The sequence below is a fragment of the Streptomyces flaveolus genome, assembly GCF_000716535.1.
GTDB classification, from domain to species: Bacteria; Actinomycetota; Actinomycetes; order Streptomycetales; family Streptomycetaceae; genus Streptomyces; species Streptomyces flaveolus_A.
This window is the reverse complement of sequence record NZ_JNWV01000015.1, coordinates 77295-101031: the sequence shown is the minus strand read 5'-3', so window position 1 is coordinate 101031 and position 23737 is coordinate 77295. Positions and strand designations below refer to the sequence as shown.

The window sequence follows — 23737 nt, the reverse complement described above, 5'->3', positions numbered from 1 at the left end:
GCGGCGACGTCCAACAGTGCACGAACCGCGCCACCCAGCCGGGCACGCGTGTCCCGGCCGAGCGCCAGTGCGTGGCCCGCGGACCACTCCGAACCAGGACCGGCGGGCAGCGGCACCGACCGCAGCCGATGCCGCGAGCGCCCGCCCGGGGCCTTACCGAGTGAACCGTCGACGGACTCCGCGCGAGGGCTCGCGAACTCCGCTGGCGCCGCCATGGCACTCATCGGCCCACCGCCCCGACAGGAGCGGTGGGCACCGCCAGCGCTGCTTGTGCTGCTACCGGGCCGGTGTACACGCCGAAGCGCACACCACCGTTCGGAGCAGGTAGGACCTGCGCTTCCTCATCCACCTGCCGACCCTGCACCGGACAGTCTGTGGATAGAGCCTGCTCAGCGCCGATTGCCCCCGGCGCTCCCGTACGGTGGGCAACAATCTTGAAACCCGTCCCGCCGCACGGGGCGACGCCCTCACTAACACCGTCGCCGCCAGCGTCTGAGGGCGGGTAGATGAGCGGGGCGGCCGCAGCCGCGCACAGATAACTCCGAGTCGAGCCTAGGGGGGAAACGCCGGCACATAGTGCCGTAGATGACAGTGCCCAAGAGATGTGAAATCGGATCAAACGGACGTAGCTGGGCTGGAAAACGGCATGACAGTGCTGCACAATGACTCCTGTCGTGGAGGCATCGCCAAAACGGCATGACGAAGCCCCCTAGTGGTGCTTCGTGGTTCTGGGGAGAACCTGTAACGAGCGTTCGATCCGGCTGCTAACCGGGCCGAATGACCCCTTCGACCAGGGCTGCTAACCCGGTCGGTGATGGGGGCGCTCAGCCGAGGTGCTGCTAACACTTCGTGAACTGAGCGTCCCGGCGGCTACGGACCCCTGAGTGGGCGCCGCCATGCATCAAGCGACTACGACGATTGAGCCTCCAGGGTGGAGAACTGACCGTGCTGGCTGCCGGCACGGAAGGCGATGGTTTCGAAAGGGGCGGACGGCCCCGACGCGGACTGGTCACAAAGCAGTCGCCTGAACGCCGGAGACCCCACCGGAGCGACGTTCTTACGTCGCTTCAACGGCGGGGTGGTGTGTGTCCGCGAGCGGGTACGGGTACCCTGCATCACGCGACCTCCTTTCTTGCCAAAGGGGGTACGCCGGGCCGGGTTACCCCGGCCGAGAGCCCTCAGGACTTGCCTAAGGTCCCGGGGGCTTTTTTCTTTGCAGTTGTGGATCAGGTCCAGGGACACCCTACTCTCCCAGCAGACCAGCGGAAGACCATAGATGACGACGTGTCGGACTGGCGTCTGACGTCCCGGCACCGAGCACTTCACCCCGACGAGACGGAGTAGCACCGTGGACCAGCCGACCGTCGGCATCCTCCATCCCGGCAGCATGGGCGCCGCCGTCGCGGCCTGCGCTGCGAGGAACGCAGCTGGGGTCCTGTGGTGTTCGCAGGGCCGCAGCCCCGCATCAGCGGCGCGCGCCGAGCAGGCCGGGTTGACCCCGGTCTCCACGCTCCGCGAGCTACTGGATCGCAGCGGCGTCGTAATCAGCCTCTGCCCGCCGGCCGCCGCCGAGGACCTGGCCCGCGAGGTCGCCGGGCACGCCTTCACGGGAGCGTACGTGGAGGCGAACGCCATCAGCCCGGAGAGAGCGGAGCGGATCGCCAGTATGCTCGGGCCGGCCGCGACGGTCGTGGATGGTGCCATGGTCGGCTCCCCGCCCCTGGGTGGCAAGACGCCCACGCTATACCTGTCCGGGCCGACCAGGGTGACCACCATGGTGGAAGCAGTCTTCGCTGGTACCGCGGTCCGTACGAAAGCGCTTGGAACGGAAGTGGGGCAGGCGTCCGCGCTCAAGGTCTCATACACCGCGTACCAGAAGGCGTCACGCGTGCTAGCAGCGCTCGCGACCGGGATGGCCCGCCAGTACGACGTCGACCGGGAGCTCCTCGAGGTCGCCTCACGGCGCAGCATGTCGTACCTGGCCGACCCGGAGTACATCCCCAAGGTGGCGGCGCGCGCATGGCGCTGGGGCCCGGAGCTGGAGGAAGCCGCCGACACGCTCGCTTGGGTCGGCCTCCCGCCGGAGATGCTGCGCGCGGCGGCGCGAACGCTGACACGGTGGCACGACGCAAAGGATGACAGCGCACTCAGTGTCGCTGACGCCCTGGAGCGGCTCGCCCAGCCGTAGCCCGTGGTCATGCCGTCGCCGCTCCAGCCCGCAGGACCAACTGGTCGATGAGGCGCGCCGACTCCTCCGGCGGAGTGTCCGCAGTGTCCACAGTCAGATCCCAGCGCATGTCCGTGTGCGCATCCAGGTCGTCGCGGGTTGCGTCCCACACCGCCAGGCGCGCCGTCGTGTCGGCGTCGCCCCGGCCCTCGGACCGCCGTGCGGTCACCTCGCGCGGGCACCACAGCAGCACCACAGCCCAGTCAGCCGGGTAGCCGTCGACCACGGCGCGGATGCCGTCGATCTGCCCCAGGTGCACCACGGGCACTCCGGCCGCGAACGCCGCGTCCAGGCCCGGCCGGTCGATGACGTAGGTGTTGCCGTATCGGCTGTTCGCGTAGACGATGTCGCCCGCGGTCTCCAAGTCGGCCAATTGCTCAGCCGTGCCCATCCGGTAGCCGACGGACCTACCCGAGCCGACCTTGAGCCGCGCGAAGTGTCCGTACCTCTCGTCGAACTGGGCGAGCGCCGCGGTCACGGTGTCCTTACCCGCCGCCGGCGGGCCGTACAGGACGACTCCCTTCTGCTGGCTCACGCGTACATCGCCCCCATTGCCTGGCGGGCCTGGTCCGCGAGTGAGACCGCAGCTCCAAGACGGTTGTCTACTACCAAGTGCGGCACCGCAGGCCGCAGGTTCAGGTCGATCGTCGCCATGTACTCGTCCCACCGCTGCAGCTTCCAGGCGTCCCGAGCCGCACCCCGGAAGCCGATGTACTCGCGCATCGACTCTTCGTCACAGCGGACCCAGACCGGATAGACATCGACGCCCATGGAGGCCGCGCGGTTGGTCAGGCGCTGCATCCACGCCTGGTCCGTCATCTCCGCGATGAACGGCGCCGTGAGCACCGTGCTGATCCCGCACCTGATGTTGGCCATGGCGGACTGCATCAGGCAGTCGTACTCCACAGGCCGGACCTGAGTCCGATACAGATCGGTATGCCTGTCGTTCGAGTCACCACCGAGCGCGACCAGCAGCTTCTCCACCAGCGGACGGGTCAGCGGGTCCTTGTCGAGCAGCGGCCAGCCAGTGAGCTGAACGAAGAACCTCGCCAGCTCAGTCTTCCCGCTGCCCGCGTATCCGCCGACCAGGATGAGGACCGGCCGGTGCGGGTCACCGCCGGTGTGTCGGCGTTTCCACGCGTCAATGATCCGCTGCTGCAGCCCGAAGTGATCGGCGTCGTCACTGCCCGGCGCGATGCGGTGGACTGCACGCTCAACCGCCAGCACTTGCGCGCCGTTGAGACGATCGTCCATCGGCGTGAGCTTGAAGGAGGTCTCCTCCCCCGGCAGAGCAGTGCGGAACCCGAGGTCAGGCTCCGTTGCCCTGTAGAGGAGACAGTAGGCGCGACGGTAGTGCGGGCCCGGGTAGACCTCCCCCTGCTCGTGCTGCCACAAAGTCTGGGGATTCGCGGCGGGGATGCCCTTGAGCTTGGCCTGCTCCGCGACCTCACGTAGGCGCTCGCCGGCCTTCTCCAAAGTCAGCCCGTGGGCCTCACGCTGCTCGCGTAGCCGGTCCGGCCGCCACCCTGCCCGGTGCTTTCCCACCCTGTTCCCCTCCGTCGTCGTCATGGCCGCGAGCCTAAAGCGCAGCTTAGAAAACCCATGTGTACGCGGATGTTGAAAGCCCGTTGACGCGTTTGCGCACGGGCTTCGACAAGTCGCTGTGATGTTCCGTCCCCGCCGGGTCGAGTGTGATGGCCCCCACGTACCGACGCGTTGAGAGGGCACAGCACGGTGGAACAATCGAGCGCCACGTTAGGCTACTACCTTAAGTCGCACGCACTTAAGGTTTCGGTCGAAGATTGTCGATCTGATGGGCAAGACCGGGTGGGAGTGCCGTCAGGGAATCTTGACGGTGTATCGCATTCGGTACCGGTGAGCGGCCTTGGTCAGCAGGGAGACTTCGATCGGGCGCTCGTTGTTCGAGTAGACAACGCGGAACGTCATCATCACCGGCATGTCCTTCGGCAGCTCAAGAGCGACCACCTCTTCCTCGGTGGGGATCTCCGAGGAGACCTCGTCGACAAAGGCGACAGGTGGGTAGCCGAGACCGGCGAGCAGGGTTGGGGTCCCGCCCTTGATCTTCCGACGTTCCATCATGGCCGTCCCTTCCGCCAGCTCAAGCGGGTAGTACGACCGTGTCAGCTCCGTGGGCTCGTCGTCCAAGAACAGGATCTGCTTGCGGAGCAGGGCCTGGCCGTCGTTGTCGAGGCCGAGGGCTTGGCGCACCTCGTAGGGTGGCGTGACGGTCTCGACTTCCAGCAACGTCACGGAGCCCCGCTCGGAGCGGTTCTCTGCCTCGGTGATCCAGCGGTACGGCTGCCCCTCGCCCGCCGGAGCCATGTAGACCTCGGCCGCAATGCATCGCTGGGTACTGCCCTGTACGAAGACGCCCTTGCCGGGCTGGCCGACCAGGAGCTGCTCCTCTTTGAGCATCTGGAGCGCCTTCTGCACCGTGGTGCCGGCGACGCCGTACTCCTCCATCAGGGCCGGCGTCGAAGGCAGCTGATCTCCAGGGCGAAGGTCCCCCCGCGTGATCTGCCGCCGAAGTCTTGCCGCGATCTTCTGGTGAGCCGACCTCAGGTCTGTGAACGGCCTCGCCATCTCTCAGCTCGCCTCCTTCCTCTGTCGGTAGCGGAGGTGCCGCGTCATCGTCATGACGCTCACCTCCATGGGCTCTCCAGCGGTGGACCTGGTGAAGCGCGTCAAGATCAGGACAGGCGAACCCGGTCGCAAGCCCAGCGCGTCGCAGTGGCTGGGGGAAGCGATTTCGGCAGCGACATCTTCGAGCGGGCTGTCTTCCGGGATGAGCCCCATGGTCGCCAGAAGTGTGACGGCACCGCCCCGGATCTTTCCGGGCTCAGCGAGCTGCGTACCGCGCGCAACGCGTGCCGGGTAGTAGGAGTCGGCGAGTTCGACCGGCTCGCCGTCAAGCAGGATCAGCCGGCGGCGGACCACCGCTTTCTCCTGCGGGCCCATCTCGAAGAAGTTGCGCACCGCGCTCGGAGGATCAACCTCCTCCACTGCGAGCAACCGCTGGGTGCCGCGGTGTCCACGTGCGGCAGCCTCCGAACTCCAGGCGTCACGTTCCCCCTTCCGGCGTGGCGTGAGGTACGGCTGGGCGTCCCCGATCCACGCGTTATCGCTGCTCACGCTCATTCCTTTCAGCCAGCCGGCCTGTGCCAGAACCCTAATGCTCGGCGACTTGACCTAGCACGGTGCACCATAAGCCTTGCCAACTTAAGGCTTATGGCCTTATGTTCAATGCAGGCCGACCCGGAGGGGCAGGCCGCCGGGAGGCAATCGTTCCGCCTGCCTTAGTGCATCTGAACGACGGTGTCCCGCCCCACGGCGGACCTCTACGACAAGGAGCTCCACCCGCATGAACGTCACCCACCATTCCGCCACCGAGGACTTCGACGCGGAAACGCTCGCACTCCAGGAGGCGGTTGAGGTGCAGCTCCCCGAGTTCACCGACCTGGACCTGGACGCGGCGTTCGGTACGCCGCTGGATGAACCCGCCAGCACCCGGCGCAAGATGCGCGCCTACGTCGCCGCCGTCGTGGCCGCCGCCCCGAGCCAGAGCCACGAGCTGTCGCTCAGCCACAGCGCCGAAATCCAGGCTCGTGTCGACGCGGCCCGCGACATCGTCGCCGACGACCCCACGATCAGCGCCCGAGTCCGTGAGTACCTGGTCGACGCGCTTCTCCCCTACGCAGCGCAGCTGCGGACCGCGCTGCCGACCGCCGCGCCCCTCCCGAGCACGGCCTGAAGCCACCGCCGCCGGGTCTTCGGACCCGGCTCCCCCACCCGGAACCGTCCTGCGGGCGGCGCCGGATGAGGGAGCCGGATCGAACGGTCCCCTTATCAGCACCATCGCAGGAAGTCGTCCACCCCTTGGGTGGCCAGGGTCGAGAGCTCCACCAAACTCCCCCGGGCCTGACAGCACGACGCCCTGCATGCACGTCGCAGCGCTGTGCGCTGTCTGTCCTGCGGGACGCCCGGCTTCCCGTGCGGCCCGGAGGGCGGAGAGAGCACCGCGACGCGCCCCTGTCACTCCGTCCGTGAGGAGTTCGCATGTCTGCTTCGCGCCTTGAGCGCACCGCACGTGCCCGCAGGAGCCGGACCCGCTCCCGGAACGTCAGCCCCCGCCCGGCGCTCGTCATCTCCAGCCTCAAGCCCCACCAGTACGACCTGCGCCCCTCTTGCGCTTCGCTGATCTGCCCCGACTGCAAGACGTGGGTACCGATCACCGGCATCCAGGCCAGGCAGCAGAAGTTAGTCCCGCATGACACGGGCCGCGCGGGCAAGGATGCAGCGGTCCGTTGCCAGGGCAGCAACCGCCTGGTCAGTGTGGACGTCGCGTTCGAGGCGTGGCAGAAGCGCCTGGAGGACGGCGGTGCCGAGACCGCCGCCCGTCGCCGGACCACCGTGCGGCGCAAACCCAAGGTCGCAGCCACGCCGGCCGTTACTCACATGGTGGTCCAGGACCTGGACGCCAAGGGCGCGCTCAGGCTGTACCGGGCTCACGCCGAGCAGTGCACGGTGTGCCAGAAGTCCGGCCACACCCACTGTGCTGAGGGCAGCCCGCTCGCCCGTCTCTACCTCTACAAGCTGCGCAACGCGTCCGTTGCCGCTGCGGCCCGGAAGGAAGAGGGGGAACCGGGCGACGGCCGGACCCTGTGGCTGCTACGGGAAATGCAGTGGGCATCGACCGAGTCAGCGGTCCGCGAGGCCGACACCCGGCGTGCGCAGCTGCCTGACGGTGACACGCCGCTGGGCGCGCCGCCGGTGCCGCTCAAGACGCTCCACCCCAAGCTCCCCGCGCGCTGACCCGCTCCTGGACGAACGACCACGGCCCCGGCCACCCTGCACAAGGGGCGGCCGGGGCCGTGGCTGCTCGTACGAGAGCCAACACGACGAGAGCCAACACGACGACAGCCCCGGTGACTTGAGACCCGCCGGGGCTGTCCAGGACCCGCTTGGAGGACCCGATGCACACCAGCATCGCACAGCACCCCGCCGACTCCGACCCGGACATGGACGAGGCCCTGCGCCGCGTTCGGCAGGGGAAGTGAGTGGCATGGACTGGCGCCACAACGCGGTCTGCCGCGACGAGGACCCGGACCTGTTCTTCCCGATCGGGGACACCGGCCCGGCCCTGCTCCAAATTCGGGAAGCCAAAGCCGTCTGCGCCCGCTGCTCGGTCATCGAGCGGTGCCTGCAGTGGGCGCTTGAATCCGGCCAGGACTTCGGTGTCTGGGGCGGTCTGAGTGAGGCGGAGCGGCGCTCGCTCAAGCGCCGTGCCGCCCGCAATCGTGCCCGGACCACAGAGTGAGGCGATGACGAACGCCGACCAGGCTTTCGGCTCCCGTTGACATCTCTGCGCCCCAGCACCCGCGCGCTGATGCACCCCTACGCAGGGCCAGATGCGGCCACCTTGCACCCGGCATCGCTACCTGTGCCGCGTCCCTCGCAGCCTGCGCTGCCCGCATCGACCGAGCCCCCGGGCTCGATGGAGTGCGCAGGATCAGAGCGCAACTGCCCCGCCATGGGGCCCGCACGCGACGAACCGCCAGGGATGCGCCCCTGGGGGTTCTTTTCGCGGTCACCCCACCAGAGAGGACAGACCACGTGCCCAGCATCGCATCCCGCCAGATCCGCCCGAGCGTCGAGGACGAGATCGGCCCCCGCCGGCCGGGGGCCATCTACCAGAACGTGGACGGCCGGTTCGAGGTCCTGGCGCTCGTCATCAACCCGGCAGACGCCGCGCAGCTGCTGCGCCGGACCGCTGCCCGGTGGGCGCTCATCGTCCGCGACACCCTCCGCCCCGAAGCCCAGCCTTTCGCTGTCGGCACGGTATGGACGGACAGCGACTACCTGATCCGCCCCGCCAAGCCCGCCCTCGCGGCCGTCGCCTGACGGCCAGCCACGGTCCGCCTCCCGCCCACCAGAGCACCAAGGGCGGGAGACGGGTCGTGGCCGGCCGTCCGGCCAGTCAAAAGGTGACGGCCCCGGAGCTCTGACCTTCCGGGGCCGTCTGTGATCAAGAAAGCGAGACTCTCTCTTGAACACGACGATGATCACACGCCCGGTCACCCGGGCACCACAGGTGGGTGACGACAGGTTCGCCCGGGTCCTGGACGCGGTCAACGCCCACCGCGCCCCTCGCTCGGACCGCAGGACGTGCGCCGTCGAGCCCGGTTCCGGGCTTGGTGCCCACCTCCTGGTGGTCGTCCGCGCGCAGGACGCCACGATTCCGGCCGGCCGGCGCGCGCCGCGCACGGTCGCCGAGATGCGGGCCCGGCTCACCGCGCTGACCGAGGACGAGCAGGACGCGTGCGGGCTGTGCGGTTACTGGCAGTGCCGTTGCTCCCAGGGACGCGTCCAGACAGCCGGAACGGCAGTCGCCTGATGCGCAGCCGCCTGACCATGTGCACCAGGTCCTTGCGGCACTTGTGGCAGTGCGCCGTGTGCGGCCTGTGGTCCGACACGCAGGAGTGTCAGCACTGCTGAATCCCGTAGACGCGGCTCGTGCGGCGCAGCAACGCGCCGCACGAGCCGCATCCACTGTCGGTTCCGGGCATCCCTTGGCACGTCTGCTGCTGGCGGCCGCCGCTTTGGCGGCTGCCACGGCGTGGGAGGCCGGGCACCGTGTCACCGACCTTCACCCTGCCCGCCGGCATCACCACGAGAGACAGGCCGGTGCCTGACGACCTGTACCAGCGCTACCAGGCAGCTCACCGTGCCTATCAGGTACACGTCGCATCCTGCGACGGCTGCACCCGTGACACCCCCAACTGTCCGGCCGGAAGGCGGCTGTTCGAGTCGTTCGCCCGGCTCCAGGACGCCTACCTCGCCAAGCAGAAGCAGAGGCGAGGCTGACCGCGCCACGGGACGGAGAGCGAACCTCCCCCCGTACCGCGCTGATCGAGCAGGCCGACCAGCCGCCGTACGGGCGGTCGGCCTCCCCCACACCTCAGCCCGGGGACGCCTCGGGCCTGCCGTTCTTCACCAGGAGAGCACATGCGCCACAGCAGCCAGCTCGACACCGCCACGACCGCCTCCGGCACCGCCCGGCTACCGGAAGCCCTGTGCACGCACACGCCGGCCTGCCCGACCGCCGAGAGCCCGGACCGGGAGGCCGCGCACACGGTGGCCACCCACCCGGAGCAGGGCTGGAGCCTGCTGTGCAACGGAGTCCTGCTCTTCGAGGACACCGGCGAGCTGCTCCCCGACGGCCGGGTCATCGCCCCGCACCGTCCTCTCGCGGCCGCGGCCTGACGGCTGCCTGATCCGCCCGCACCAGCCCGCCGGCCTTTCCGGCGGGTCGGGTCGGGCGGTGACGGGGAGCCGGACAGTCCGGACCACGACCGAAAGGACTGGTCATGCGAGGAACGCGTATCACGCTCACCACCGACGTCGAGGCGCTCGGCACCCGGCACCACACCGGGGACCAGGGCACCGTCGAAGAGGTCCACGTCGACGGCGACCTCACCGTCCGCATGGACGACGGCCGCCGCACCTTCCTGGGCAGCGAGGAATGGGTCAGCGCCTCGCAGTGAGCCCGGCTGGCGGTTGCCTGATCCGCCCGACCCGACCCGCCGAGTCTTCCGGCGGGCCGGGTCGGGCGGTGACGGGGAGCCGGACAGACCGGACCCAACGAACCCCGAGATGAGGCTCACATGCCCGAGACGACGACCGCCCCCGCTGCTGCGGTGTTCTCCGACGTGACGCTGAGCAAGGCGGCCGAACTCGCCGCCGACTCCTACCTGCCGCTGTGGATCGGCCCGTCCGGTGAGGAGTCCTCCGGCGAGGCCGTGGCCCGCCACCTGGAGGCCACCATCACCCTGCTCGACAAGGACGGCTGGATCCGTGTCTACGACTACAGCCGGGACTGGTCGACCGGCGGCGTGGACGTCGCCGCCGACGACTCCATGACGGTCAAGGACATGCTCCGCGCGCTGTTGCGCTTCGTCCACGACGAGAGCGAGAGCGGCACCGGTCCACAGCGGACCCTGGCCACCGCCCTGCGTCACGTCGGCGAGGACGGCGGACACGGCGACATGGACACCGCGTTCGTAGCGGGCTGCGTCCTGGACCGGGTGATCCAGGCGCACACCGGGTCCGAATCCGCCCGCGCCACGCCCTGGTCGGAGCGCCAGCACCGCACCCACGCGGACGTCACCGCGCTGCTGACCGCCGGCGCCCGGTTCGCCCGCACCTACGGCCCCGGCACCGTCGGCTTCGAGGAGCAGGCGGCCTAACCCGCCTCCAGCACGCATTGGGACGGCCGACCACACCGTGGAGGCCGTCCCGTCAGCTCCACCTCTGTGAGACAGCGCCGCCCACCCGGGGCGGCACCCGATCTGGAAGGAGGCGGCGTGGCCGCCACCCGAACCCGCAACAAGAGGCCGACCGCCCGGAAGAAGCCGGCCCCGTCCCGTCCGGCTGCGCAGCCCACCGCCTCCACCACCGACGCCCTCCCGGCCCCGGCCGACACAACGGACGCGAGCCTGAACCTGGAGGCGCCGGCCGGAGTCACGGACGCCCGGGACCGGGCCGCCGACATCATCGACACCGCGCGCGAGCAGGCCGCCGCCCTCCAGGCGGAAGCCGAGATGGCGGCGGCGCGTACCGTCGCCGCCACTCACGAGCAGGTCACGGCGCTGCTGACCGAGGCACAGACCCGAGCGGCGGGCATCACCGCCGACGCGGACCAGGAGGCCACCGCCCAGCGCAGGGCAGCCAAGACGGAGATGGAGACGGCACGCGGTGAGGCGGACCGGCTCTTGGCGGAGGCCCGCGACCGGGCCGAGGCCCTGGTGAAGGAAGCCCGCGCGCAGGTCGCCGACCTGACCGAGCTGGTCGCGAGTGATCGCGTGGCGACCGCGACGGCGGTTGCCGAGCTGCGGCGCCTGGCCGAAGCCGACCTCACCGAGATCTCCGCTCTGGTCGAGCAGCGTCGTACTGAGGCCGGCGCGATCCTCGCCCGCGCGCAGGAGCAGGCCGACGAACTGGTGGCCGCGGCGCAGCGCGAGGTGGAGCAGGCCCGCGAGCGGTTCGCCAAGCTCGCCAAGACGGCCGCCGGCCAGTACGACGCCCGCCGCGCTGAGGCGGAAGCGCTGTACGCGGACGCGGTCAAAGCCGCCGACGACCGGCGCCGCGAGGCCGACGGCCATGTCGCCGCCGCGCACGCCGAGGCGGAGCAGGCCCGCGCCGAGCTGCGTGAGCAGCTGCGCACGCTCACCGACCAGTTCGACGCGCAGGCCGCCGCCAAGCGCAAGGCCCTCGCCGACGAACTCAGCACGCTCAAGACCGCGTGCGACAAGCAGCGCGAGCGGCTGCGGGAGGAAGCCAAGACCGTCGCCGCGCAGCTGCGTCAGGCCGCCGAGAAGGAGGCCGGGCGTATCACCGCTGAGGCGGAGCGCAAGGCCAAGGGCATCACGGAGCGGGCGCAGGCCGACGAGGCCCGCGCCCGCCGGCTGCTGAACGAGGCCCGCGAGGCCAAGCGCGCGAACTCCCGCTGGCGCGGCCTGCACCACAAGCTCAGCCGCAAGGCGTGGAAGACGGCGCCGTGGATCGCGCTCGCCGCCGGCGTAGGGCTCGCGGCATCCGGCGAGTACGAGCTGGCCCGCATGGTCGGCATCCACCCCTACGTCGCCCCGCTGCTGCCCGTCAGCATCGACGTCTACTGCGTCACCGCGTTCCGCACCAAGAAGGACATCGGGGCGGCGCTGGCGCTGATGGCGTCGGCCAACGTCGTCTTCCACCTCTCGGAGCAGGCCCACCTCGTCCCCGAAGGCGCGTCGGCACCGTGGTGGCTGACGACGTTCGTCGTGCTGATCTTCGTGGCCGTCATCTGGCGCGTCCACTCCCTCATGCACGACGCCGGTACGGACGGACACGGTGGTACGGACACGGCAACCGGAACGGACGGACGTACCGGTACGGCCGCGCGTACGGACGCCCCCGCTGGTACGCAGCACGCCCGTACAAGCCCGTCCGGTACCCACTCGTACAGCACGGCAGCCGGAACAGCTCCCGCTGGTACGGCCCACGGCACCGCTCGTACGGAGCCTGTACACCCCACCCCACACCATCCCGCCCCGGCGGGAGTCAATGCGGGCCTGACTAGCGCGTACAGCGACCGTACAAGCGGCGTACAAGCCGCCCCGAACGGGGCCGCGCGTACTAGTACGGAGCACTCCGGCCGTACCAGCCCGGCCGCGTACGAGGGCGGGGCGCGTACAGGGACGGTCACCGCCCGTACGACCCCGGCCGACGGCATTCCGTCCGGGCGTACCAGTACGACCGACGCCCGCCCTCGTACAAGCGGAACGGCCACCGCCGGACGTACCGGTACGGCCACGCCCGCTCGTACGGACGCCGAACTGCTGCCGCTCGTACAGGAACTGCCGCGCGAGACGGACGGCTTCGTCAACATCAGCCGCGTCCGCACTCAGCTGGGCGTCAACCAGCTCCGCGCGATCCGGCTGCTGAAGGAGGCCGGCCTGCTGCGGCCCAAGGACGCGGACAAATACCTGACCTGACCCCGCCGTCCGGCACACACCAGTGAGGGCCAGCCCGCTCGAATCGGGCTGGCCCTCGCTGCGACTGCCGGAAGCAGTCCACAGCACCCCGAGTACATCAGATCCGACCAACGGAGGACCCCCGTGAGCACCGAAGACAAGCCTCTCTTCGACGACCCGGACGAGGCGCTGCGCGAGATCGCGAAGAACCCCGCCGCCTACGCGCACTACCTCGCGGACTTCCACCGGGTCGTGCTGGACATGGCTGCCAAGCTGGACGTCCTCCAGCGCGAGACCCGCGTGCATTGCCGCAAGACCCGGGTGGAGGGCGACAAGTGGGGCCAGGCCCGGCTGCGTTCCTTCCCGGTAGAAAAGTCCCTGAACGACGTCATCAAGCACCTCAAGGGCGTCACCTCGGGACTCGAAAAGAGCGCCCATAAGCGCCACGCCCACGACGAAAAAATCGAGGAAATCAAAAAGCAGCGGAAGGAAAAGGCGCAGCTCAAGGAGCGTAAGAACAATCCGCAGATCCAGGCGGCTCCGGAAAACACGGGACGGCAGGGTGCACAGGGCTCGGATATCGGCTATGGTGGTCCCGCGTCGATTTACGACCTTCGGGGGCGTGAGTCCGCATGAACCGGCCGCTGACGAAAAGCGAGCTGCGATCCCAGAACTCCCGCCAGTATCTGATGAAGCAGCGGGACGAATACATTCGCAGACACGGTGAAGACCTCGGCGCCTTCTATTTCCTCCTGATGCTGCTGCATACGCACGGAAGGAAGGCGCATAAACGGGGCGATGTGCAGGCGCTGCGGCTGATGGCGCACGACCTGCACGGCATCTACCTCAAGTACACCCAGCAGCAGTAGCACCCGACACCGCGGGCGAAGGGCCCGGCCTTCATCGCGGCCGGGCCCTTTCCGGTGTCCCAACGCCCGCACGCCCGGACGCCCGCACGCCCGGACACGCGCGCGTATACGCGAGGCGACCTACCACTGTCAAGCAAGGGAGCGGCAGCAGTGTCCCGTGATGTGGACGACCCCGGCGGCAGCAGTGCCGGAGGCGGACAGCTCATCAATTTCCCGGTCGGAAGTGATGTCACCGACCGGCCGGTGGAAATTCCCGACCTCGATCGCATCTATCCCCAGCCCCCCGCCGCTCCTCTGGAGTCCCCGGCTGAGACCACGATGGAACTCCCGGCCATTCGCGAGCCTATTTCCCCGGAGGTGGCTTTACAGGAAACGGGAATGCCCGGTGCGCCGGATTCCGGCGACGGAGAATATGAGGAAGGCGAATATGTTCAGCCCCGTTCTCTTGCCGATCGGCTCGGTGACTGGCTGGAACTGCGGATCGAGATGGCGCGGGATCGGCATGCCTCCGAAGCGCCGTTCCGTGAGGCGGAAATAGCGCGCAAGGCCGCGCTTTTGGAAGCCCGCACCGCCCAGGAAACCGCGATGATGGAGCAGAACGCCAAGCTCCATACCGCGCAGATGAAGGCGAAGGCCGACAAGGCGGCGACGCGCGGCAAGGCCGACGCGGCGCGGTCCTCCAGCTCCGGCATGGGCGCCGACAAAGGCGGCCGCTCGAAGGCCGGCGGCGGGGGCGGCTCACGCGGAGGCGGCGGCAACGCCGGCGGATCAGGCCGGGGCGGCAGCGGCGGCGGCCGGGGCTCGGGAACGAACGGGTCCGGCGGCACCGGTCGCGGTTCCGGGGGCAACAACTCCCCCAAGGGCACGGGGAAGGGCGGGAAGGGCTCTGATCGCTCCGCTGGCGGCCGTGGGGGCGCCTCGAAGGGCAATGAGTCGTCCGGGGGCCCGAAAGGCCGCCAGAACAGCTCTGGAGGCTCCGGCGCGGGCAAGTCCGGCCCAGGCAAGGGCAGTTCGGGCAGCTCGGGCAAGAACAGCTCGGGCAACTCGAGCTCCGGCAAGGGCGGCTTGAAGGGCGACGGCGGCAGGACGCACAACACGCCGGCCTCGAGCCCCCGGGCCGAACGCGCCCGCGGCCGCCAGGAACGCGCCGCCGCCCGCCAGGCCGCCCGGCAGCAGCGGCGCAGCGCCAACCAGGCCGCCAACCTCGCCGACCGCAGCAAGGACCGCGACCAGGACCGCGCCAACCGGCAGGCGGAACGGGAGCAGCACCGCGCGGCGAAAGCCGAGCGGAAGGCCGCGAGGAAGGCGAAGCGGGCGGCCGCCAAGGCGGCCGAAGACGACCGCACCACCCTCGGTGCGGCCGTGGCCGAGGAAGCGCAGCGCCGCTGGGACAAACGCCGCGCAGCCGAGAAGGACAAGGCCGCGAAGGACGACAAGGCCAAGGCCACCACCAGCGACAAGGACTCCGAGGCCACCACCAAAAAGACGCCCAAGGACGGCCCTGAAACGGGGGATGACGGCCCGAAGGACGGCACCGCGACCAAGGAGCCGGACAACGGCAAGAAGAGCGGCGAGAAGCCCTCTGACGGCTCCAGTGACACGGACGCGAAGGACGGCACCGGGACGGACGGCAAGAAGGGCGCTGAGAAGCCGTCCGACGCCCCCGGTAAGAGCGACGCGACGGGCGACGAAGCGAACGGTGACCACACCAAGAGGTCGTTCAAAGAACGGCTCAAGGACCGTTTCGGCAAGCCCGGCACAGCCCCGGGCTCCGACCCCGGCCCGAAGGAACCGCCTCGCAGCGCGCGGCCCGAGGACCTCGGTTACAGGCTGTACCGCCCCGACCGGCCGGACGAGCCGTCACGCCATTCGAAAGCGGCCGAGCAGGACGTCGTGGACGCGGTCGTCGTCGACGACGCCTCCGACCCCTTCGGCGCCTACATCCATCACCGGGCCGGTCTGCCGCCTGCCCCGGAGCCCCACACCCAGCGTCCCGGCACCACCCGACCCACCGCACAGGAGGACCCCGTGGCATCGGAGGTCAGCAAGCCCACGTCGGGCCAGACCGGCATGGCGGCCAAGCACCGCACCGACATCACCTTCGACCAGTACCTGATGGACATCACGAACATCGCGCTGTCCGCCGAGTACGACAGGACGCGCGCCCAGGACCTGTCCGTCGCGCTCGGCAAGGTCGCCGATGCCCTGCGGGACATGGCGGCCGACTTGGTCGGTGACCACAACATCGCCACCGAGGTCGTCGACCAGATCACCAACCTGGCCGACGCCGCGATGCTCATGAAGCAGATCGCCGAACGGTGCGCCACCGAGTGCGAGATCGCCTACGAAGCCGCCCGGCTCGCCGCGGTCGCGGTCGGCCGGACCTACGGCGAAGACGTCCAGGCGATGGACGACGCGGGTCTGGCCCACGCCTCTGCCGCCGCTCACCACGACTAGGAAGGAGGTTCGCCGTGAGCGACCTCGCGCCCACCACCGCCGGCGGCGGGGCTGCCGCTACGACCGACGGCGACAACCGCTACAAGGCCGTCCAGCACAAGCTCAAGACGCTGGGCCAGGCCTTGGACATGGCCAGCAGCGAACTCGAGCAGCTGCTGCGCGGCATGCGCATGAACGCCCGGCGCGCGGGAGACCTGGCCGTCGACATCGCCAACGCCGAACTGGACCGCACGTTCATCGAGATGACTCTGCAGGTGGCCACCGCCCTCGGCGGCGCCGCCGTGGAGGTCACAAAGCTCCACCAGACGGCGCAGGACGTCTCCGGCCTCGCCCACGACGCCCGGCGTACACACGCGCGACTGTACGAGGCCCTGGACGCCGTCCGCTCCGGCCGCAAGGAGCGCACCCCCAAGCCAGGCTTCTTCGCCCGCTGAACCCACCCACACCAGTTCCTTGATGGGCGGCCCGCCACCGATCGCGGGCCGCCCATCGTCATCTTCCGAAGGAGAACTCCCCGTGTCCGTGCCGCGCAGCGTCGCCGTGGAGCGCACCCTGTACACCCTGGCCGCCCCGGTCCTCGCCGCGGCCCCGAACCTCTACCCGGACAGCCCCGTCAACACGGTTGTGCAGCTGGCGGGCGCGGCCGGCGTCGGCGGCTGGGTCCTGGCCGCTAAGAGCGATGAGCCCGGCACGGGACGCAAGATCCTTCGCTGGTCCCCGCTCGTGCTCGCCGCTGCTGTTGACGTCGCCGCCAGGCACACGCCCGGCTGGGGCCCGTACTGGCTGGACGGGCTGCTCGCCGCCGGATGGGCCGCGGCCGGCCTGCTCGTGATGCCGTTCTCCCGGCACACCCGCCGCCACCACCGGCCCGCCCTCGCCGCCCCCGGCCCCACCCCGCAGCTCGTCGCCGTCCTCGAGCCGGAGACGTCGCCGGCGCAGCCGGACGACGGCGCCGACCACTTCACCCGCCAGGTCCGCTGGCTGTGGGAGAACCGCGGAATGCCCGGCCGCACCATCGTCGTCAAGGCCACCCCGCACCCCGGCATGCCCAACGACCTGTCGCTGCTGCTGCGCGCCTCCGAGGCCGGACGGCCGATCTCCGGCCTCACCGAGGAGGCCATCGCCGCCGCGTTCGAGGTCGATGTCACCGATGTGCGGATCGAGGACGTGGCCCGGCAGCACGGCCGCGGCGGCGGGCCCGGCTGGAAGGAAGTCCACGTCACCCCCGACGCGAGCGAGCGGCGCCGTAAGGCCCCCACCGCCCACGAGTGGTGGGCCGACCGGATCGGAGCCGCAAGCGGCCCCATCCCCGGCTCTCAGTTCGTCAAGGAGGTCCGCGACAACAAGCGCAAGGTCACCCACTACATCGCTCAGGTCCCCGACGAGGTGGGCGAGGCGCGCGTCAACCTGCACGCGCTGGCGGCCGCGCTGAAGACCAAGTACGACGAGGGCCGCCTGTTCGTCACCGTCGACGGCAGCCAGGTCCTGGTCTCCCTGTGGGACTCCAGCCCGCTGGCGCAGGTCTTCCCCGCCACCCGCGAGCTGCTGACCCCGGACAAGGACGGACGGTGGGTGACCGGCTACCTCGGCAACGGTCAGCCCGCCCGCAACCGCGTCTACACCGACCGGGGTGCCGCGCACGGGATCTTCGTCGCGCCCTCCGGGGGCGGCAAGACGCAGCTGATGGGCCTGCACGTCGCGGCCGATGCGTTGTGGGGGGCCGTGGTCATGCTGGCCACGGAGGCGCCGGACGAGAAGACGGCCGCCCTGGGTAAGCACACCGCCCGCTACGGTGTCGGCGCGCTGTACATGCTCCGGCTCCTGCGGGCCATGGTCGCGCTCATGGAGATCCGCGGTGAGATGCCGTGGGAGGACGGCCAGGTCCACGAGTGGGACCCGACCCGGCCGGGCTGCCCGTATCGGATGCTGTCCGCGTACCTGGATGAGTTCCTCTCCGCCGCCCGCCACGGCGACTACGGCGCGGAGATCATGGACCTCGCGGAGCTGGTGTCGGTCAAGGGCCGCAAGTACGGAGTCGGCCTGAAGGTGGCCGGCCAGTCCATCTACGTCCAGGACGGTTTCACGCAGCTTCTGTGCGAGAACCTGCGCGACAACTGCATCCCCGTCGTGCTGAAGGTGGCGCCGAAGAAGGTCGGCGACATGTTCAAGGCCCTCGGTATCGCGCCCGAGCACGTCCCCGACCCGCTCCCCCGTTCCTTCTCCCCGGAAGAGAAGGGCCGGATCGAGCGGATCATGCGTGGCGAGCCGGAGCCGCCCGCCGACTCCAACACCGGTGGCGCCGGCTGGATCGTCGAAGGTAAGCAGCCTGAAGTCCTGCGCACGCTGTTCATGGACTTCAAGGCGGGCATCGACGGCTACTTCCCCGACACCGTCGCCGCCCTGACCGACTACGAGATCCGCGAGCTGGAAGCACGCGACCTGTGGTTCGACTGGACCGAGCCGCCCCGGCCCGGCGAGTTCGGCCCCGAGCCGAGCGACGACGAGGACGGCGACGACGGCGATCCCAAGAAGGGCGGCGGCAAGCGCCGTGGCGGCGGGAAGTCCGCCGCGCGCCGCGACGCGGTCACCTCGCCCCGCCAGGCGCTGGAGGCCATCAAGAACCTCTCCGGCGTCTGACCCACCCCCGCACCCACCACCCCCGCAGGGCCCGGCCGCAACAGGCCGGGTCCTGCTCACACCTGAAAGGGATACACCGCTCGTGGCCGCATCGATCTCCGCCGTCGTCCTGCTCGGCATCGTCGTCTTCGTCCTCATCCGGGGCGGCTACGTACGCCTCGGACCGGCCCTGGCCTGCGCCGGATTCGGCTTCTTCCTCGCCTCCACCGGTGCCGCCCCCGCCATCAACGCGGCGATCAGCACCGTCACCGGCTGGATCTCCAGCATCTGACACCGCCCCGGCCGCCGGCGTCGAAAGCCGCCATCCCCGCCCCGCGCCTTCGACGCCCCAGGGAGCCCCCGATGCCCCAGACCCACCCCGCCATAGACCAGACCGCCCCGACCACCGCAGCGCCCGCCCCGCCGGCGGAACTGACCCTCGAGGAACGCCTCACCCTCGTGGACGCGGCGATGACCGCGCGCCTGGACGAAGCGGCCGTCGCCTACGAGGTCAACACCGCGCACATCGACCTCGAGCCCATGGACCTGGCCGGCGTCGTCACCGGCCCCGTCGACACCGGGCCTGCCCCGCTGCCGGACCTGTACCCGACGCCGGTCGCGGCTCTTCTGCAGCGCGCCCACCATCGGCTGCTCACCGGCGGCTGGTGCAAGGACACGCTGGTCGACGAGGACGGCGCCCGCTGCATGCTCGGAGCCATCCGGATCGAGGCCCGCGGCGACAGCGGCCTGGAAGCCAGCGTGGTCGCCGTGCTCCTGGATGCGATCCGCCGCAAGTTCGGTGACGACGTCGATTCCGTGCCGTCTTTCAACGACGCGCACGGCACAGGCCGTGTCCCGATCCGCATGGTCGGTGAGGCCGCCGGCCTCGCCGACGCCCGCGGCCTGTAACCCAACCGCCCTCCGGGCCACCTGCCTCCCACCCGAACCCCTCGCGGTCGGGTGCGGGCCAGGCCCTGCCCACCCCCACCCATCACACCAACCCGAGCGAGGGAGACACCCCGCCATGCACCCCGACGACAAGCCCATCAACAGCCAGCGCAACCCGAACAGCCCGAGCTTCTTCGACCTGCTCGACCAAACGGTCCCGCCGCCGGTGCCCGACCTTCAGCACGCGCCCGGCATGACGCGCCTCGCACGGCTGCGCGCGGCATGGGACGCCTCCTGGAAGGAGGGCGGCTTCCTGTACGAGCGGTGGGAGGAACTGTTCCAGGCCCGGAAGGCCGGCTGGCACGAGATGGCCACCTGGATCAAGGCCGTGCTCAGCCTCGCCGGCGTCTGCGCGGTCATCGTCCTGCTGGACGCCGCCGGCGACATCGTCAGCGCCGTGCTGCACCGCCTGTCCGCCACCCGCACCGTGACCGAGCCGCCCGGCGTCGACACCACCAGCGGCCTGTGGGGCGTGATCGAGGGCCCGATCCGCTCCTACATCGGGCAGCACAGCAGGGGCCTCCACGTCCCCGGGACCGCCGTCTACGCCTTCTGGCAGCTCGCCGGGCTGATCGGCCTCGTCGGGGGATTCGCCGGCAGCACCGGGGCGCGCATCCTCTGGACCGGGTGGGGCCTGTCCGGCGTCGCCATGGTGTGGTCCGCCACGCCCGACGGCGGCCGCACCGTCGCCGCCGGTATCGCCGCCCTCCTGTGGGCGCTGGCCAGCATCGTCGCCCTGCGCGGCCTGAGCCTGCGCCCGGTCATCAACAACCCGGCCCCCGCTGCGCCGCAGGTCAACGTCTATCCCGCGTTCCACTTCCCGCCGCAACCCACGCCCGACCACGACGACCTGGACGACGAACCCGACAACGTCCACCCGCTCCAGCGCTGACTTCGCGCCCACCCCGTCCCGCACCACCACCGAGCACCGAAGGGAATCCGATGAAGCCGCATCTGGAGGAGACCGAGTTCTGGGTCGGCACCTTCCACGGGAGCCACGACGGCCTCCCCGCCAAGGTCACCGCGACCCGCGACGACACCCGCGACGAGCCGTACGCCTGGACATGCACCTGCGGCGCGTCCCGCTCCTTCCCCACCGAGCACGGCGTGTGGCCCACCGCCTGGAGGCACACCCACCCGACCCGCTTCGACCGGCTGCGGTCGTGGGCCGCCCGCCTATTCAGCGCCCGCACCACCCGCTGACCTGACGCCCTGCCTGGCCCTCGCCCGCCCCGCTTCGGGGTCGGCGAGGACCGGACAGGCCGCCCGGCCGCACGTGGCGCCCCGCCGACACCAGCACGACGTCGGCGGGGCGCAGCGCTGTCCACCGACCACTGGAGGAACCGCTCGTGCTCATTCCCCGTCCGCGCCGCCGGATCGGCCGGCCCCGCCCGCAGCGTCCCGGCCCCCGCTACCCGCACCGCCCCGACCGGCTGCCCGGCGCCTGGAGCAGGTGATGCCGCGCCCGAAGAAGAAGCGCCGCCGCCCCGAGGTGAAACGGATGCCGCGCAGTGACGCGACGCTGCCCGAGTACGACCGCAGCACGGTGCCCGAAGGCTTGGTCACCCGGCGGCAATTACGGGAGATGGGGCTGAGCCCCGGCGAGAACGAGGGCCCGGTCGCGATCCTGCGTTGCAGGCTGTGCGCGACCCGCCCGCAGTGGTCCTGCCGTCATCCCACCCGCGGCTACCTGCTCCGCGTCGACCTGGCCAAGCCCAAGCGGACGCCGACGCTCGCTCAGGAGTGGGCGCTCGACCGGGCGATGGCAGCGAGGCAGACCTGTGGCCAGTGCGGGAGGCGGTTCTACATCTGCCTCTCGAAGAAGCTCGGCTGCTGCCTGGAGTGCTTCGACGGCACGCCCGTCGACCCCAGCAGCCTGATGACCCTCCCGGCCCCGGCCGTTCACCGGCTGGCCGCGTGAGCCAGCCCCGTCCCGACCGTCCAGGCCGGGACGGGGCCCGCACAACAGGGCGGCCGCGCATCGGCAAAGGGCCGGCCGCCCGCTCCCTCACCCCTTCGAGATCAGGAGAGATCCAGCATGCAGCATCGTCCCGCCGTCTTCGCCGCCCTGCTCGGACTGACCCGCGCCGGGAGCGCGATCGGAGACTTCTGGATCCAGTCGGATTTCTGTGCCCGCGTGAAGGGCGCCTCCGACGACCACACGGTCACCTACCAGGACCCGGTCACCGAGGAGAAGACGACCCACGGCACGGCCGACGGCCGCAAGGCATGCCTCCAGCACTGCCTGACCTACACGGCGACGCAGGCGATCGTCGCCGGGGCCGGGGCCCGCGCGCTCGGCATCCGGGTCCACCCGGCCGCCGCCGCGGCCGCGCTCGCCATCTCCTTCGGCACCCACTACGCCGCGGACCGACGCGTCCCGGGCAAGGGCCTGCTGGAGAAGATCGCCACCAAGACCGGCAAGGGCGGCTTCTACAAGCTCGCCGACTTCGGCATGAACGGCGCCTTCCACCTCGACTCCGCCTGGCACCACGGCTGGGAAACGGTCGCGGCCGTAGTCGCCACCACCAAGGCGACCACCCGATGACCGGCCGTTCCCGCACCCGCCTGGACCGGGTGCGCGCCTCGCTCGGCATCGCACAGCTCGCCCTCCAGCAGGTTCAGGACGACCTGAACGCCGACGACGTCGACGCCCCCGAGCTCGCCGCGATCCTGCGCGAGCTCCAGGAGGACATCGACGTCCCCGGCGGTCTCTTCCCGATGCTCGCGCAGGTGGTCAGCACCGCAGCGCGCCGGGCGGAGCAGATCGAGCCGGACCGCGACGGCGACGCCTCCTGCCCGCTGCACGAGGCCGCCGCGCTGATCACCGACAACGCCGGGCAGCGCCTGACCTGGGCTGCCCGCTCCCTCGACCCGCAAGGAGATCCCAAATGACCTCGGTGCTGTACCCGGACCTGCCCGAGAACGGGCTGATCGTGCTGATCGGCGCCTCCGGCGCGGGCAAGTCGACGCTGGCCCGCACCTGGCTGGCCTCCCAGGTCCTCTCCCTCGATGATCTGCGTGGCGTGGTCAGTGATGACCCCGGTCGGCAGGACGCCACTGCTGATGCCGCCGACGTCCTCAAGCTGATCCTGGAGCACCGGATGGCCCGGAAGCTCAACACGGTGATCGACGCGACTAATTGCGAGCAGTCCGTGCGGGTGGAGCTGGTGATGGCCGCCAAGCGGCACGGCATGCCAACCGTCGCGGTCGTCGTCGCCACGCCGCTGCCGGTCTGCCTGGAGCGGCAGGGCCCGCGGCCGGACAACCGGCGCGTGCCCGAAGACACCGTCCGCGCCCAGCACCAGGCCATGGTCCACTCGCATCAGCGGCTGGCCGCCGAAGGCTTCAACACCGTCGTGTTCGCCGACGCCCTGTATCGCCTGGAGCCGTTCCTGAAGCGGCTCTCGCAGACCCGGGAGGCCGAACTCGGGCGCGACGGCAGCACCGGCTTGGGCGACCTGCTGCTGGTCCGCCGCTTCTTCGGCCCGGAGATCCTGCCGCTGTGGCGGTGGCGGCCCGGCTCGGACCTGGTGACCGGCCGGGACCGCGTCGCGGAGATCCGCCTCGGGCAGCAGTACCTCACCCTGGCGTACCGCGACGACGTCGACGGCGAAGGAGACTTCGGCTTCGACGTCCTGCTGCCCTGCCCCTTCGATGCGGAGTGCGCCGGGCAGGCGTGGGCGCCGGTCTACTCGATCACCGATTTGCATCAGGCGCTGACCGGCGCCATGGACAACGACCCGGACATCGTCTGCACCGTCCACAGCGACGGCGTCGACGACGACCAGGACGACGACCCCGAGGGCCGCGCGGACCTGGAAGCGCAGTACGCCGACGCTGTCGCGTGAGCCGCGCCGCCGACGGCCCGCACCTGCACCCGCTCACCCCGGCCGAACTCCCGGCCGGAGATGAGTGGTGGCACGGCTGCCCCGAGTGCCACCTGCCGATCCAGGGCGGTGCCGCCGGCCTCGCCGCGCACCGCCGCACCGTCCACACCAGCACCGGTGATCCCCGGCGCCCGATCACGATCCACCTGGAGTTCTGACCCGCCCTCACCGGCGTGACGGACGTTCCGTGCCGCCCCG

The 23737-nt window shown here is 70.5% G+C and carries 29 protein-coding genes; 25 read left to right on the top strand and 4 right to left on the bottom strand.

Annotated elements, in window-relative coordinates; all coding sequences use genetic code 11:
- The first annotated feature begins 1348 nt into the window (after positions 1-1348).
- Positions 1349-2188, top strand: coding sequence for an NAD(P)-dependent oxidoreductase (locus tag OO52_RS17335; RefSeq protein ID WP_030643890.1), 840 nt, complete (start codon positions 1349-1351; stop codon positions 2186-2188).
- A gap of 7 nt (positions 2189-2195) precedes the next feature.
- On the opposite strand, the gene OO52_RS17330 is transcribed toward OO52_RS17335, so the two are convergent.
- From OO52_RS17330 to OO52_RS17315, 4 genes are all read right to left on the bottom strand, one after another.
- The gene (locus OO52_RS17330) at positions 2196-2762 is read right to left on the bottom strand and encodes a phosphotransferase-like protein (RefSeq protein ID WP_030643889.1); all 567 of its coding nucleotides are present in this window, start codon (positions 2760-2762) and stop codon (positions 2196-2198) included.
- Positions 2759-3796, bottom strand: a complete 1038-nt coding sequence (locus tag OO52_RS17325) for an AAA family ATPase (RefSeq protein WP_030643888.1) — start codon at positions 3794-3796, stop codon at positions 2759-2761. The genes OO52_RS17330 and OO52_RS17325 overlap by 4 nt, the downstream gene beginning before the upstream one ends.
- A gap of 270 nt (positions 3797-4066) precedes the next feature.
- Positions 4067-4831, bottom strand: a complete 765-nt coding sequence (locus tag OO52_RS17320) for a GntR family transcriptional regulator (RefSeq protein ID WP_030643887.1) — start codon at positions 4829-4831, stop codon at positions 4067-4069.
- 3 nt (positions 4832-4834) lie between these two features.
- Positions 4835-5380, bottom strand: a complete 546-nt coding sequence (locus OO52_RS17315; protein WP_234339840.1) for a UTRA domain-containing protein — start codon at positions 5378-5380, stop codon at positions 4835-4837.
- Between the two features lie 229 nt (positions 5381-5609).
- Between OO52_RS17315 and OO52_RS17310 the strand changes: the two genes are divergently transcribed.
- The 24 genes from OO52_RS17310 to OO52_RS17200 all read left to right on the top strand — a co-directional run bounded on the left by OO52_RS17310 (position 5610) and on the right by OO52_RS17200 (position 23697).
- Positions 5610-5999, top strand: coding sequence for a hypothetical protein (locus OO52_RS17310; RefSeq protein ID WP_234339839.1), 390 nt, complete (start codon positions 5610-5612; stop codon positions 5997-5999).
- Between the two features lie 305 nt (positions 6000-6304).
- Positions 6305-7060: a hypothetical protein gene (locus OO52_RS52700; RefSeq protein ID WP_037628978.1), complete on the top strand. Its 756-nt coding sequence runs from the start codon at positions 6305-6307 to the stop codon at positions 7058-7060.
- Positions 7061-7310: 250 nt separating this feature from the next.
- On the top strand, positions 7311-7565 hold the full coding sequence (locus OO52_RS17300; RefSeq protein WP_030643884.1) for a WhiB family transcriptional regulator: 255 nt from the start codon (positions 7311-7313) through the stop codon (positions 7563-7565).
- A gap of 296 nt (positions 7566-7861) precedes the next feature.
- On the top strand, positions 7862-8149 hold the full coding sequence (locus tag OO52_RS17295; RefSeq protein ID WP_234339838.1) for a hypothetical protein: 288 nt from the start codon (positions 7862-7864) through the stop codon (positions 8147-8149).
- A 157-nt stretch (positions 8150-8306) separates the two neighbouring features.
- Positions 8307-8642 (top strand): hypothetical protein, encoded by a 336-nt coding sequence (locus tag OO52_RS17290; RefSeq protein ID WP_030643882.1) that lies wholly within the window; start codon positions 8307-8309, stop codon positions 8640-8642.
- Positions 8643-8932: 290 nt separating this feature from the next.
- Entirely contained in the window at positions 8933-9112 is a 180-nt protein-coding gene (locus OO52_RS17285; RefSeq protein ID WP_037628995.1) for a hypothetical protein, read from the top strand.
- A gap of 207 nt (positions 9113-9319) precedes the next feature.
- Complete coding sequence (locus OO52_RS17280; RefSeq protein ID WP_030643880.1) at positions 9320-9511, top strand: DUF5999 family protein; 192 nt, start codon at positions 9320-9322, stop codon at positions 9509-9511.
- 104 nt (positions 9512-9615) lie between these two features.
- Positions 9616-9792, top strand: a complete 177-nt coding sequence (locus OO52_RS50810) for a hypothetical protein (RefSeq protein ID WP_158712506.1) — start codon at positions 9616-9618, stop codon at positions 9790-9792.
- Between the two features lie 120 nt (positions 9793-9912).
- A complete protein-coding gene (locus tag OO52_RS17275) occupies positions 9913-10494 on the top strand; it encodes a DUF6197 family protein (protein WP_030643870.1) in 582 nt (193 codons plus the stop codon).
- A gap of 117 nt (positions 10495-10611) precedes the next feature.
- Complete coding sequence (locus tag OO52_RS17270) at positions 10612-12780, top strand: hypothetical protein (RefSeq protein ID WP_030643869.1); 2169 nt, start codon at positions 10612-10614, stop codon at positions 12778-12780.
- A 123-nt stretch (positions 12781-12903) separates the two neighbouring features.
- Complete coding sequence (locus OO52_RS17265) at positions 12904-13395, top strand: hypothetical protein (protein WP_030643866.1); 492 nt, start codon at positions 12904-12906, stop codon at positions 13393-13395.
- Positions 13392-13628: a hypothetical protein gene (locus OO52_RS17260; protein WP_030643857.1), complete on the top strand. Its 237-nt coding sequence runs from the start codon at positions 13392-13394 to the stop codon at positions 13626-13628. Before OO52_RS17265 ends, OO52_RS17260 begins: the two co-directional genes overlap by 4 nt.
- Before the next feature lie 150 nt (positions 13629-13778).
- A complete protein-coding gene (locus OO52_RS17255; protein WP_234339836.1) occupies positions 13779-16085 on the top strand; it encodes an MSCRAMM family adhesin SdrC in 2307 nt (768 codons plus the stop codon).
- A gap of 14 nt (positions 16086-16099) precedes the next feature.
- Positions 16100-16519, top strand: coding sequence for a hypothetical protein (locus tag OO52_RS17250; RefSeq protein WP_030643853.1), 420 nt, complete (start codon positions 16100-16102; stop codon positions 16517-16519).
- A gap of 82 nt (positions 16520-16601) precedes the next feature.
- Positions 16602-18722, top strand: a complete 2121-nt coding sequence (locus OO52_RS17245; RefSeq protein ID WP_030643848.1) for a hypothetical protein — start codon at positions 16602-16604, stop codon at positions 18720-18722.
- Between the two features lie 82 nt (positions 18723-18804).
- Positions 18805-18993, top strand: a complete 189-nt coding sequence (locus OO52_RS50805; RefSeq protein ID WP_030643846.1) for a hypothetical protein — start codon at positions 18805-18807, stop codon at positions 18991-18993.
- A gap of 71 nt (positions 18994-19064) precedes the next feature.
- On the top strand, positions 19065-19610 hold the full coding sequence (locus tag OO52_RS17235; protein ID WP_030643844.1) for a DUF6197 family protein: 546 nt from the start codon (positions 19065-19067) through the stop codon (positions 19608-19610).
- A gap of 115 nt (positions 19611-19725) precedes the next feature.
- Positions 19726-20541: a hypothetical protein gene (locus tag OO52_RS17230; RefSeq protein WP_030643842.1), complete on the top strand. Its 816-nt coding sequence runs from the start codon at positions 19726-19728 to the stop codon at positions 20539-20541.
- Between the two features lie 50 nt (positions 20542-20591).
- Positions 20592-20852 (top strand): hypothetical protein, encoded by a 261-nt coding sequence (locus OO52_RS17225; RefSeq protein ID WP_030643840.1) that lies wholly within the window; start codon positions 20592-20594, stop codon positions 20850-20852.
- A 253-nt stretch (positions 20853-21105) separates the two neighbouring features.
- Positions 21106-21570 carry an RRQRL motif-containing zinc-binding protein gene (locus tag OO52_RS17220; RefSeq protein WP_030643838.1) on the top strand — a complete coding sequence of 155 codons (465 nt, stop codon included), beginning with the start codon at positions 21106-21108 and terminating at the stop codon, positions 21568-21570.
- A 117-nt stretch (positions 21571-21687) separates the two neighbouring features.
- On the top strand, positions 21688-22197 hold the full coding sequence (locus tag OO52_RS17215; protein ID WP_030643837.1) for a hypothetical protein: 510 nt from the start codon (positions 21688-21690) through the stop codon (positions 22195-22197).
- On the top strand, positions 22194-22544 hold the full coding sequence (locus OO52_RS52055) for a hypothetical protein (RefSeq protein ID WP_030643835.1): 351 nt from the start codon (positions 22194-22196) through the stop codon (positions 22542-22544). The genes OO52_RS17215 and OO52_RS52055 overlap by 4 nt, the downstream gene beginning before the upstream one ends.
- The gene (locus OO52_RS17205; RefSeq protein WP_030643834.1) at positions 22541-23500 is read left to right on the top strand and encodes an ATP-binding protein; all 960 of its coding nucleotides are present in this window, start codon (positions 22541-22543) and stop codon (positions 23498-23500) included. Before OO52_RS52055 ends, OO52_RS17205 begins: the two co-directional genes overlap by 4 nt.
- A complete protein-coding gene (locus tag OO52_RS17200; protein WP_030643833.1) occupies positions 23497-23697 on the top strand; it encodes a hypothetical protein in 201 nt (66 codons plus the stop codon). Before OO52_RS17205 ends, OO52_RS17200 begins: the two co-directional genes overlap by 4 nt.
- Positions 23698-23737 lie beyond the last annotated feature (40 nt).

Coding starts and splice junctions, on each gene's coding strand:
- OO52_RS17215 (WP_030643837.1), top strand. CDS start 21,688: ATGCAGCATCGTCCCGCCGTCTTCGCCGCCCTGCTCGGACTGACCCGC.
- OO52_RS17220 (WP_030643838.1), top strand. CDS start 21,106: ATGCCGCGCCCGAAGAAGAAGCGCCGCCGCCCCGAGGTGAAACGGATG.
- OO52_RS17300 (WP_030643884.1), top strand. CDS start 7,311: ATGGACTGGCGCCACAACGCGGTCTGCCGCGACGAGGACCCGGACCTG.
- OO52_RS17275 (WP_030643870.1), top strand. CDS start 9,913: ATGCCCGAGACGACGACCGCCCCCGCTGCTGCGGTGTTCTCCGACGTG.
- OO52_RS17325 (WP_030643888.1), bottom strand. CDS start 3,796: ATGACGACGACGGAGGGGAACAGGGTGGGAAAGCACCGGGCAGGGTGG.
- OO52_RS17225 (WP_030643840.1), top strand. CDS start 20,592: ATGAAGCCGCATCTGGAGGAGACCGAGTTCTGGGTCGGCACCTTCCAC.
- OO52_RS17320 (WP_030643887.1), bottom strand. CDS start 4,831: ATGGCGAGGCCGTTCACAGACCTGAGGTCGGCTCACCAGAAGATCGCG.
- OO52_RS17260 (WP_030643857.1), top strand. CDS start 13,392: ATGAACCGGCCGCTGACGAAAAGCGAGCTGCGATCCCAGAACTCCCGC.
- OO52_RS17310 (WP_234339839.1), top strand. CDS start 5,610: ATGAACGTCACCCACCATTCCGCCACCGAGGACTTCGACGCGGAAACG.
- OO52_RS17290 (WP_030643882.1), top strand. CDS start 8,307: ATGATCACACGCCCGGTCACCCGGGCACCACAGGTGGGTGACGACAGG.
- OO52_RS17205 (WP_030643834.1), top strand. CDS start 22,541: ATGACCTCGGTGCTGTACCCGGACCTGCCCGAGAACGGGCTGATCGTG.
- OO52_RS17230 (WP_030643842.1), top strand. CDS start 19,726: ATGCACCCCGACGACAAGCCCATCAACAGCCAGCGCAACCCGAACAGC.
- OO52_RS52055 (WP_030643835.1), top strand. CDS start 22,194: ATGACCGGCCGTTCCCGCACCCGCCTGGACCGGGTGCGCGCCTCGCTC.
- OO52_RS50810 (WP_158712506.1), top strand. CDS start 9,616: ATGCGAGGAACGCGTATCACGCTCACCACCGACGTCGAGGCGCTCGGC.
- OO52_RS17235 (WP_030643844.1), top strand. CDS start 19,065: ATGCCCCAGACCCACCCCGCCATAGACCAGACCGCCCCGACCACCGCA.
- OO52_RS52700 (WP_037628978.1), top strand. CDS start 6,305: ATGTCTGCTTCGCGCCTTGAGCGCACCGCACGTGCCCGCAGGAGCCGG.